The organism is Caballeronia cordobensis, from assembly GCF_001544575.2.
GTDB lineage: Bacteria > Pseudomonadota > Gammaproteobacteria > Burkholderiales > Burkholderiaceae > Caballeronia > Caballeronia cordobensis.
The window spans coordinates 1-9488 of sequence record NZ_FCNY02000050.1 but is presented as its reverse complement, the minus strand read 5'-3'; the positions used below and the strand labels follow the sequence as shown (position 1 = coordinate 9488).

Sequence of the window (9488 nt, the reverse complement as noted above, 5' to 3'; positions counted from 1 at the left end):
CCGGTGAGCGCTCAAATCGCCTTCGGGTGAAAAAGAAAACCCCACGTTGAGAAAACGTGGGGTTGGTCAGCAGTCTGAGGGCACCGACCGGTGCCCTTTTCTTTTGACTGACGTAAAACTTACGCGCCGAATTCCGCCGAAGCGACATGCTTCGTGTCGCCGTCGCCATCGTCTTGCGATGCCGACTTCTTCGCCGTGTCGATGGTCACGTGGACGCGCTTGTCCGCGGCGGCCGATGCCAGCACCTGCTTCGGCGCGGCCGTCTGAACCGGCGCCTGCGGTGCGTTGATCGGCACGTTGCGGCCGCGCGCGACATCGCGCAGACGCGAACGTTCGGCCAGCACCTTCGCGCCGTAACCGCCGTCGTCCTGCGTCGTCGAGCCGACGTAGTAGCGCAGGCCGCCCGCCACCGAACCGCCGCGCGCGATGCAGTCCTTCAGCACGAGCGCGCCGACCTTGATGTTCGCGAGCGGATCGAGCGCCGCGTGCGAGCCGCCGAAGTACTGGAACTTGTCCGAATGAACCTTGGACATCACCTGCATCAGGCCCTGCGCGCCGACGCCGCTTTCGGCATACGGATTGAAGCCCGATTCAATCGCCATCACGGAGAGCAGGAGCAGCGGATCGAGACCGACTTCGCGGCCCGTGTCGAACGCCGCGCGCACGAGCTGGCTGACGGGGTCTTCCGCCACGCGATAGCGGCGGGCGATGAAGTTCGCGACGAGCTTCTGCTCGCGCGTGGAGACGAGCACGCGGTCGTCGCGCGCGTCGGCGGCGATGCGCTGCGCCGGGATCAGGTTGGCGAGCATGCCGACGGACGGCATCGTGCGCGGATCAAGTCCGTTCGGCGAAACCGCGAGGCTGATGCCGCCGGTCAGGTGATGCGTGCTGGCGTCGTCGGTCGCGGCAGCGCCGAGCGACGGCACGACAGCGGCCGGCGCCTTCGACTTGGCCGAGGCGGCGTTCGCCGCAAGGTTCACGGGAAGCATGGGATCGCTCGGCTGGCGATGCACGGCCGAGAACGGCGGCAGCGGCTGACCGGCGAGCAGACGCGCCGGTCCGGCCTGCACGGCCGCCGACACGAACGGCATGATTCTGGCGGCGAACGTGGTGCGCCAGGACGGCGCCAGCCACAAGGCGAGCGCGCTCACGACAGCCGCGCAACCGACCACGGCGAAGAGATGGTGACTCAAACGGCGTCCGCGACGCAGCGCCACGCGCATGATCTGCGCGGCGCGGGTGTCCGAACCCCACCAAGCTGAAGCATTCATCGATACTCCCAATGTTGCATGATTTGCGCAGATGAATACGAATAAACGACGTATTCGACGCGCAAATCAGACACCGCTCGCGCTTGGCAAGCATAAGCGGCATCGGGGATACGGCATGCGCCGTCTGGAAAGCCGATCCGGCAAAAGATCGCCGGGTTGCGCGGCACGAACTGCATGCCCTGAATGCGCACGTGGCCTTCCACGCGAAAAACCGGCGTGCAAAACGCCGGCCGTGACAACCAAACAGCCATGAATCGCCGGGCAGGAGCGGCGCAGGCGACGCATGTGCGTCCGAAGAACCTGAGGCTAAGGTAAAAAGTTTAAGAACCTGCAGTCAATGCCAAGCGATTCTACCAGCGTTTAATGATCCGTCAATGCTAAAGACTTCTGTTTCAATTACTTACAGTTATATTGAACACCGTTCAGCGCCCGAATAGCACGTCGTTCGGGCGCTTCCAAGCAGAACATGCTGAATGTCCCCCAACGCACGGACGCGTACGCAGGTAAAATCGACAATCGCTTAGCGCGCAGCCGTCCCGCCCTGCCTGCCTCGTGCGCCGGGCGCCTTCGAGCCCACTTTCGACCATCGATGAAATACAAAGATCTGCGCGACTTCACCGCCCGCCTCGAAGCGCTCGGTGAACTGCGCCGCATTCGGCAGCCCGTCTCCCCGGTTCTCGAAATCACCGAAGTCTCCGATCGCGTCTTGCGCGTGGGCGGTCCGGCGCTGCTGTTCGAAGCGCCCACCGGCCACACGATGCCCGTGCTCGCGAACCTGTTCGGCACGACACGCCGGGTCGCGCTCGGCATGGGTATCGAGACCGAAGCGCAGAGCGGTGCGGATGTGAGCCTTGGCAGCGATGTCGCCGCGCTGAGCTCGCTGCGTGATGTCGGCAGGCTGCTTTCCGCGCTCAAGGAACCGGAGCCGCCGAAAGGCCTCAAGGACGCCGGCAAGCTGCTCTCGCTCGCGAAAGCCGTGTGGGACATGGCGCCGAAGTCGGTGAGCGCGCCGCCTTGCCAGGAAGTGGTGTGGGAAGGCGAGGACGTCGATCTGCATCGGCTGCCGATCCAGACCTGCTGGCCGGGCGACGCCGGACCGCTGCTCACGTGGGGCCTCACCGTCACGCGCGGGCCGAACAAGCCGCGCCAGAATCTCGGCATCTACCGGCAGCAGTTGATCGGGCGCAACAAGCTCATCATGCGCTGGCTCGCGCATCGCGGCGGCGCGCTCGATTTCCGCGAATTTGCGCTCGCGAATCCGGGCAAGCCGTATCCCGTGGCGGTCGTGCTCGGCGCCGATCCCGCGACGATCCTCGGCGCGGTGACGCCCGTGCCCGATTCGTTGTCCGAATATCAGTTCGCCGGGCTCTTGCGCGGCTCGCGCACCGAACTCGCGAAGTGCCTGACGCCGGGTGTCGATACGTTGCAGGTGCCGGCACGCGCGGAGATCGTGCTCGAAGGCTTCATCCATCCGCAAGACGGCGCGCCGCCGCCCCTGCCCGAAGGCGCGCCGCCGCGACCGTCGGGCTCCGCCGCCGCGACATACGAGCACGCGCTCGAAGGGCCCTACGGCGATCACACCGGCTATTACAACGAACAGGAATGGTTTCCGGTCTTCACGGTCGAGAAGATCACGATGCGCCGCGACGCCTTGTTTCATTCGACCTACACCGGCAAACCGCCCGACGAGCCCGCTGTGCTCGGCGTCGCGCTCAACGAAGTATTCGTGCCGCTGTTGCAGAAGCAGTTCACCGAGATCACCGATTTCTATCTGCCGCCCGAAGGCTGCAGCTACCGCATGGCGATCGTGCAGATGAAGAAGAGCTACGCCGGCCACGCGAAACGCGTGATGTTCGGCGTGTGGAGCTTCCTGCGGCAATTCATGTATACGAAGTTTATCGTCGTGGTCGATGAAGACGTCAACGTGCGCGACTGGAAGGAAGTGATCTGGGCGATCACGACGCGCGTCGATCCGGTGCGCGACACCGTGATGGTCGACAGCACGCCGATCGACTATCTCGATTTCGCGTCGCCGGTCGCGGGCCTCGGCTCGAAGATGGGGCTGGATGCGACCAACAAGTGGCCCGGCGAGACGAATCGCGAATGGGGCCGCCCGATCGTGATGGATGAAGCCGTGAAACGCCGCGTCGATGCGCTGTGGTCCGAACTCGGCCTGGAGGACAAGCGATGATCGCGGCCACGCTCTTTCGGGGCGACGTCATCGAAAACACGCACAAAGCGCACGTCGCCGTCGTCGACGCCAACGGGCGGCTCGTGCATGCCTTCGGCGATCCGCATCGCGTGACGCTGCCGCGCTCGGCGGCGAAACCCGCGCAGGCGCTCGCCGTCATCGAGACCGGCGCGCTGGAGCGTTTCGGCTTCAGCGACGAAGACCTCGCGCTCATGTGCGGCTCGCATAGCAGCGAGCCGCGTCATATCGAACGCGCGCTGGCGATGCTCGCGAAGTCGAGCGCGAGCGAAGCCGATCTGCGCTGCGGCGGCCATCCACCGATTTCGGATGCGGTGTATCGCGACTGGATCAGGCGCGATTTCACGCCGACGCCCGCCTGCAGCAATTGCTCCGGCAAGCACGCCGGCATGCTCGCGGGCGCGCGGGCGATGGATGTGCCCAGGCTCGATTACCACTTGCCGGACCATCCGTTGCAAGTGCGCGTGAAGCACACCATGGCGCGCGTGCTCGATCTCGCCGATGACGACGTGCAATGGGCCATCGACGGCTGCAATCTGCCCACACCCGCGTTCCCGCTCGATCGTCTCGCACGGCTGTACATGAAAATCGCGGGCGCGCCCGAAGGCTCGCCGCTCGCGCGTATTCATCGCGCAATGACGTCGCATCCCGAGCTCGTCGCGGGCGAAGGACGCTTCTGCACGCTGCTGATGCAGGCATTTGGCGGCGAACTCGTCGGCAAAACGGGCGCGGACGCGAGCTATGCGATCGGCGTGCGTCGCGAGGCAGGACCGCTCGGCATCGCGGTGAAGGTCGAGGACGGCAACACGTCGGTGGTGAACGCGGTCGTCGTTCACGTGCTCGACCAGCTCGGCATCGGCACGCAACAGCAGCGCGACGCGCTTGCCGCCTTCCGCAATCCGCCGACGCGCAACACGATGGGCGTGCCGACCGGCCGGCTCGACGTGAGCTTCACGCTTCACCCTCACCCAGAATAAAAATGCATTCGTGGTCGTTGCTGTCGGACGGGTTTTTTCTGTCGCTGTCGTTGTGCCTGGATATCGGCATCGCGAATGTCGCGATCATTTCGCTTGCGTTGACGCACGGCTTCAAACCGGGCTTCGTGCTTGGTCTTGGCTCGTGTTTCGGCGATCTGGCCTATGCCGCGCTCGCGCTTGCCGGCATGTCGGCGCTGTTGCAGTTCGAGCCGGTGCGCTGGGTCGTGTGGATCGGCGGCTCGATCGTGCTGCTGTTTCTCACCTGGAAGATGGCGCGCGAAGCGCTCAATCCGGCGTCCGCGCCGCCCGTCGAAGGCGAGGCGGATTTCACCGTGCCGCGTCCGAAGCACTGGAAGAGTTTCGTGCGCGGCTGCCTGCTCGCGGTGTCGTCGCCGAGCGCGATTCTCTGGTTCGCGGCGGTCGGCGGCGCGCTTATCGCGAAAGCGGGCGCGACGAGTCCGATCAGCGCGTCCGTGTTTCTCGCCGGCTTCTTCGCCGGCGGGCTCGGCTGGACGCTCTTCGTCTGCACGCTCGCGAGCCACGGCAGAAAGCGCGCGGGAACCCAACTGCTGCGCGCCTGCCATGTGATGTCCGCCGCGCTGTTCGCGTACTTCGCCTACAGCGTGATCGTCAACGGCTACCGCGATCTGATCGTGCACGCGGCGTCGTAACGTCCGCGCTCACCCGCGCTCACCCGCGCTCACACTTCACGCGAGGTACTGAGCGAGCTTCGGCAAGTCGACGTTGCCGCCCGACACGATCACCCCGACGCGCTTGCCCTCGACCGGCACGATCTTCTGCAGCACCGCGGCCGCCGCGAGACAGCCCGTCGGCTCGACGACCATCTTCATGCGTTGCGCGAAGAACCGCAGCGTCTCGACGAGCTGCGCATCGCTCACGGTGACGATCCGATCGACGTGACGCTGGATGATCGGAAAGTTGTATTCGCCGATGTGCGTCGCCGCGGCGCCATCGGCGATGGTGCGCGGCACCTCGATATGCACGATCTCGCCGCGCGCGAGCGACTGCTGCGCGTCGTTGCCCGCTTCCGGCTCCACGCCGATCACCTTGCAGTCCGGCGACAGCGCCGCCGCCGCGAGCGCGCATCCGCCGATGAGCCCGCCGCCGCCCAGACACACGAAGAGATAGTCGAGCGGGCCGGTTTCCTCGATCAGCTCCTTCGCCGCCGTCCCCTGCCCGGCAATCACGTGCGGATGATCGTACGGCGGAATCAGCGTCATGCCGCGCTCCTCGGCGAGCTTGCGGCCGATTTCCTCGCGGCTTTGCGTGTAGCGGTCGTAGGTGATGACTTCGCCGCCGTAGCCGCGCGTCGCTTCCATCTTGGCGGCGGGCGCGTCTTCTGGCATGACGATCGTCGCGCGGATGCCGGCAAGTTTCGCGGACAAGGCGATCGCCTGCGCATGATTGCCCGACGAGTACGTGATGACGCCCGCGGCGCGCTGGCGCTCGTCGAAATGCGAGAGCGCGTTGTACGCGCCGCGGAACTTGAACGCGCCCATGCGCTGGAAGTTCTCGCACTTGAAAAAGAGCGACGCGCCCGCGATGTCGTCGGCGGTGCGCGAAGTCAGGACGGGCGTGCGATGGGCGAAGCCTTCGATGCGGCGCGCGGCGTCGGCGACGTCATCGAATGTGGGAGCGGGAAGTGAGGACATCGGCGTGGGAGCGTGAGGTGAAGAGGATCACCATTGTCCCAGTTCCATCGCAAAATTCAAAAGCCGCGCGTGCATGAAAAAGGCGATGCACGTTGCATCGCCTCTCATGTCGTCCCGGCAAGGTCGCTTAGCGGCGCCAGTAGCCCGGCCCGTAACCCGGCCCGTGACGGTAATAACCGTGATGCCGGTAATAGGGCCGGCCGTAGTAGCCATAGCCATAACCGGGATAACCGCCGACAACCACCGCGGGCGGCGGCGCATAGACGACCGGCGGAGGCGGCGCCACGTACACCGGCTGCGGCGGCGCCACATAAACGGGAGCCGGCGGTGCGGCATACACCGGATAAGCCGGCACCCCGATACCGACGCCCACCGAAACATGCGCCTGTGCAGCGCTCACGAAGCCCGCGCCAAGCGCGCCGGCAACCAGTAACCCACCGAGCTTTTTCACTATCGTTCTCCTCGTCGCTTCGCGCGTTGGCCGGTCTAAACGGCTCGCGAGCGACGGCATGAAAACAATTTATCGAAAAAGCGGGGGCGTCGCAGCGGCCATTTGTTGCAAATTGCAAGTTCCTTAACGCGCATGCGAATTTGAAAGCGAGACGAAGCGCGCGGCAAGGCCCCGATCGACCGTTCGACGCACCTCGGCAGGCGGCGCGGGACAGACCGCATGCGTCGCGAATAAAACCGCGTAACGTATATTTACAAAAGAACGGAAAAGCCCCGCCGGACGATTCGCCCAGCGGGGCTTTTCATGTATTACCTGATATTCCTAAAGCGCGGCTCAGCCCACTTTGATATAGGCAAATTCGCGTGTGACGTTGGGCGGCACATAAGCCGCGCCGATCACGACCCGGGGCGTCAGGCGCTTTTTCTGATCCCACCAGCAGCGCCGCTGGGTCTGGCTCAAGAATCGCAGATGCTTTCGATAAGAGAAAATGCTCATGGCGACCTCCGAACGTAGCGAATGAAACCCGTGAAGGGAAAAGCCGTCAGCTAGCGCCGCGCCGTTCCCGCTGAATCGTGTTGTCTTTAATATTGAGCGCCCTGTTCGTCCCTCGATGTTCGCAAAGAAACCAAGTCTTCGCGCGCATGTGCGTTTAACCACATTCAGCAGAAAGCATGCCGTTTCGAGCAGCCAGCCGCGGCGTGAAAACCGCGTTTCGTTCAAAACCCGTACCGCCGGTGGGGCAACAATCGCCGTCATAGCACCGATCCGCTGTTTCGCTTTCTGTCTTTATATCCTGCCAGCTTTGCGTGAAATTAGCTTTTCGGGACCGTCTCGAAATGGCAACACTAGGGTTTTCCGATGCTGGCGGCCGGCCGGAAAACCGGCTTTCCGAATGCTTTCATCGTCTTTCGCGTGCGCGCGCGGCGAATCGCGCGCGGCGCGTGCGACAACGTCCCCAAGCCGCATTAAAGCCATGTTATGGTGACGTCCGGCGCTCCATCGGGCAGGCTCGATGGACGGGGCATTCAGGCGCCGCCATCAGGAAATCGCGAGGCTTCATCGAACCGGCGCCGCGCGTTCGGATGACTTCTGCACGATATTCGAGTCCAGAGAACGAACAATGATCAAGGTCAGCTTTCACGATTCGCGCCGCGCGGACGGCCGCCTCACCGGAATGACGTGCGGGTTTCGCATCGTCCGGTAGCGCCTTTCGTCTTTCCTGCCTTTTCCGCTTCACGACCCGGCGCAAGTCGCGACACTGCGCAGTTATCCTAGAGGACCCGAGATGTTCGGCGATATCGCCCGCTTTTTGCTCAATACGCTGTTCACGCTGTTCGGCGCGGCGCTCCTGCTGCGCGCATGGATGCAGGTCGTGCGCATGCCGCCCTACAACCCGGTTTCGAATGCCGTGATGCAGGCGACCAACTGGATCGTGCTGCCGCTGCGCAAGATCCTGCCCGGCGGGAAGATCGACTGGGCGAGCATTCTCGCCGCGTTCATCGCGTCGGCCGTGTATGTCACGCTGATGGTCGTGCTCGCCGGCATCGATCCGACGCTCATGTTGCCGATGCTGCTGCTCGTCGCGTTGCTGACTGTCGTCAAGTGGGCGCTGAACCTCATCATCTGGGTGACGATTCTGATGGCGCTGCTTTCGTGGCTCAATCCGCAGTCGCCGGCCATGCCGCTGCTCTATCAGATCACCGCGCCTTTCCTCGATCCGCTGCGGCGCATTCTGCCGCGTCTGGGCGGCATCGACCTTTCGCCGATTCTGCTGTTCGTGATCGTGCAGGTGCTGCTGATGGTCGTGACGCGGGCCGCCGTTTCGATGACCTTGTTCGGGATCTGAAGGCCGCGCAATTGCGTCGCGGGACGCGTTGCGCTTACAATAGTCGGCTCTCGCGGGCGTCGTATAATGGCCATTACCGTAGCTTCCCAAGCTACAGACGTGGGTTCGATTCCCATCGCCCGCTCCAGAATCATCTCGAAAGCCGCCCTAAGTCACGCTTGGGCGGCTTTTTGATTTCCAGCATCGCCTAGTCATGAACCACGATCCCCAGGACGACGCCGCCGACGGCATCGAAGATAACGCCTCACCCGAAACGAACGAAGCCTCGACGCTGCATCACCGCCGCATTCGCAGCTTCGTCACGCGCGCGGGCCGCGTGTCGCCGGGCCAGCAGCGCGCGATCGACGAACTCGGTCCGCGCTATGTCGTGCCCTACTCGCCGCAACTCGCCGACTGGAGCGCAGTCTTCGGCCGGCAGGCGCCGCGCATTCTCGAAATTGGCTTCGGCATGGGCGCGACCACGGCGGAGATCGCGGCCACACGTCCCGGCGACGATTTCATCGGCGTGGAAGTGCATGAGCCGGGTGTCGGCGCGCTGCTGAAGCTGATCGGCGAAGAGGCGCTCGGCAATATCCGCATCCTTCAGCACGACGCCGTCGAAGTGCTCGAACACATGATCGCAGCCGACAGCCTGGACGGCGTGCATATCTATTTCCCCGATCCGTGGCACAAGGCACGTCATCACAAGCGCCGCCTGATTCAGCCGAAGTTCGTCGCGCTGCTCGTGTCGCGCATCAAGCCGGGCGGCTATATTCATCTCGCGACCGACTGGCAGAACTACGCGGAGCAGATGCTCGACGTGCTGTCGGCCGAACCCGCGCTGGAAAACACCGCCGACGGTTACGCGCCGCGCCCGGATTTCCGTCCGGTCACGAAGTTCGAGCGAAGGGGTTTGCGCCTCGGGCACGGCGTGTGGGATCTGATGTTCCGCCGCCGCTGAGCGCATCGGCCATCAAACGAAAACGCCACGGCAAGCCGTGGCGTCAGACTGCTGACAAAGCCCTGGCTCTTGCCAGGGCTTTGTCGTTAAATGAGCGCCATGCTCAAGAAACCGACGCCTA

10 protein-coding genes and 1 tRNA gene are annotated in these 9488 nt (G+C 64.1%); 6 read left to right on the top strand and 5 right to left on the bottom strand.

The genetic code is table 11. From position 1 onward, the window contains the following. Nucleotides 1–119 precede the first annotated feature (119 nt). A complete protein-coding gene (locus tag AWB70_RS37890) occupies nucleotides 120–1271 on the bottom strand; it encodes a transglycosylase SLT domain-containing protein (protein WP_053567712.1) in 1152 nt (383 codons plus the stop codon). Continuing rightward, nucleotides 1268–1522: a hypothetical protein gene (locus AWB70_RS37885; RefSeq protein ID WP_143281752.1), complete on the bottom strand. Its 255-nt coding sequence runs from the start codon at nucleotides 1520–1522 to the stop codon at nucleotides 1268–1270. The genes AWB70_RS37890 and AWB70_RS37885 overlap by 4 nt, the downstream gene beginning before the upstream one ends. 338 nt (nucleotides 1523–1860) lie before the next feature. On the opposite strand from AWB70_RS37885, the gene AWB70_RS37880 reads away from it, so the two are divergent. Genes AWB70_RS37880 through AWB70_RS37870 form a run of 3 tightly spaced genes read left to right on the top strand, consistent with a single transcriptional unit; the run spans nucleotide 1861 to nucleotide 5128 of the window. Beyond that, on the top strand, nucleotides 1861–3462 hold the full coding sequence (locus tag AWB70_RS37880; RefSeq protein ID WP_053567710.1) for a UbiD family decarboxylase: 1602 nt from the start codon (nucleotides 1861–1863) through the stop codon (nucleotides 3460–3462). Continuing rightward, the gene (locus AWB70_RS37875) at nucleotides 3459–4457 is read left to right on the top strand and encodes an asparaginase (RefSeq protein WP_053567709.1); all 999 of its coding nucleotides are present in this window, start codon (nucleotides 3459–3461) and stop codon (nucleotides 4455–4457) included. The genes AWB70_RS37880 and AWB70_RS37875 overlap by 4 nt, the downstream gene beginning before the upstream one ends. A gap of 2 nt (nucleotides 4458–4459) precedes the next feature. Beyond that, nucleotides 4460–5128, top strand: a complete 669-nt coding sequence (locus tag AWB70_RS37870) for a LysE family translocator (protein WP_053567708.1) — start codon at nucleotides 4460–4462, stop codon at nucleotides 5126–5128. Nucleotides 5129–5164: 36 nt separating this feature from the next. On the opposite strand, the gene AWB70_RS37865 is transcribed toward AWB70_RS37870, so the two are convergent. From AWB70_RS37865 to AWB70_RS38615, 3 genes are all read right to left on the bottom strand, one after another. Continuing rightward, nucleotides 5165–6130, bottom strand: a complete 966-nt coding sequence (locus AWB70_RS37865) for a threo-3-hydroxy-L-aspartate ammonia-lyase (RefSeq protein WP_053567707.1) — start codon at nucleotides 6128–6130, stop codon at nucleotides 5165–5167. A 127-nt stretch (nucleotides 6131–6257) separates the two neighbouring features. After that, nucleotides 6258–6581 (bottom strand): hypothetical protein, encoded by a 324-nt coding sequence (locus AWB70_RS37860; RefSeq protein WP_014190771.1) that lies wholly within the window; start codon nucleotides 6579–6581, stop codon nucleotides 6258–6260. Between the two features lie 333 nt (nucleotides 6582–6914). Then, nucleotides 6915–7337 (bottom strand): hypothetical protein, encoded by a 423-nt coding sequence (locus AWB70_RS38615; RefSeq protein WP_143281751.1) that lies wholly within the window; start codon nucleotides 7335–7337, stop codon nucleotides 6915–6917. 529 nt (nucleotides 7338–7866) lie between these two features. Here AWB70_RS38615 and AWB70_RS37855 point away from each other — a divergent pair. The 3 genes from AWB70_RS37855 to trmB all read left to right on the top strand — a co-directional run bounded on the left by AWB70_RS37855 (nucleotide 7867) and on the right by trmB (nucleotide 9367). Beyond that, entirely contained in the window at nucleotides 7867–8427 is a 561-nt protein-coding gene (locus tag AWB70_RS37855) for a YggT family protein (protein ID WP_014190769.1), read from the top strand. Nucleotides 8428–8479: 52 nt separating this feature from the next. Further along, nucleotides 8480–8554 (top strand) — tRNA-Gly (locus tag AWB70_RS37850). A 66-nt stretch (nucleotides 8555–8620) separates the two neighbouring features. Further along, on the top strand, nucleotides 8621–9367 hold the full coding sequence (gene trmB / locus AWB70_RS37845; protein WP_053567706.1) for a tRNA (guanosine(46)-N7)-methyltransferase TrmB: 747 nt from the start codon (nucleotides 8621–8623) through the stop codon (nucleotides 9365–9367). Nucleotides 9368–9488: the final 121 nt, after the last annotated feature.

What these genes read in the sequence shown, in the direction of transcription:
- AWB70_RS37890 (WP_053567712.1), bottom strand. Translation starts at nt 1,271, where the DNA reads ATGAATGCTTCAGCTTGGTGGGGTTCGGACACCCGCGCCGCGCAGATC.
- AWB70_RS37885 (WP_143281752.1), bottom strand. Translation starts at nt 1,522, where the DNA reads ATGGCTGTTTGGTTGTCACGGCCGGCGTTTTGCACGCCGGTTTTTCGC.
- AWB70_RS37880 (WP_053567710.1), top strand. Translation starts at nt 1,861, where the DNA reads ATGAAATACAAAGATCTGCGCGACTTCACCGCCCGCCTCGAAGCGCTC.
- AWB70_RS37875 (WP_053567709.1), top strand. Translation starts at nt 3,459, where the DNA reads ATGATCGCGGCCACGCTCTTTCGGGGCGACGTCATCGAAAACACGCAC.
- AWB70_RS37870 (WP_053567708.1), top strand. Translation starts at nt 4,460, where the DNA reads ATGCATTCGTGGTCGTTGCTGTCGGACGGGTTTTTTCTGTCGCTGTCG.
- AWB70_RS37865 (WP_053567707.1), bottom strand. Translation starts at nt 6,130, where the DNA reads ATGTCCTCACTTCCCGCTCCCACATTCGATGACGTCGCCGACGCCGCG.
- AWB70_RS38615 (WP_143281751.1), bottom strand. Translation starts at nt 7,337, where the DNA reads ATGACGGCGATTGTTGCCCCACCGGCGGTACGGGTTTTGAACGAAACG.
- AWB70_RS37855 (WP_014190769.1), top strand. Translation starts at nt 7,867, where the DNA reads ATGTTCGGCGATATCGCCCGCTTTTTGCTCAATACGCTGTTCACGCTG.
- trmB (WP_053567706.1), top strand. Translation starts at nt 8,621, where the DNA reads ATGAACCACGATCCCCAGGACGACGCCGCCGACGGCATCGAAGATAAC.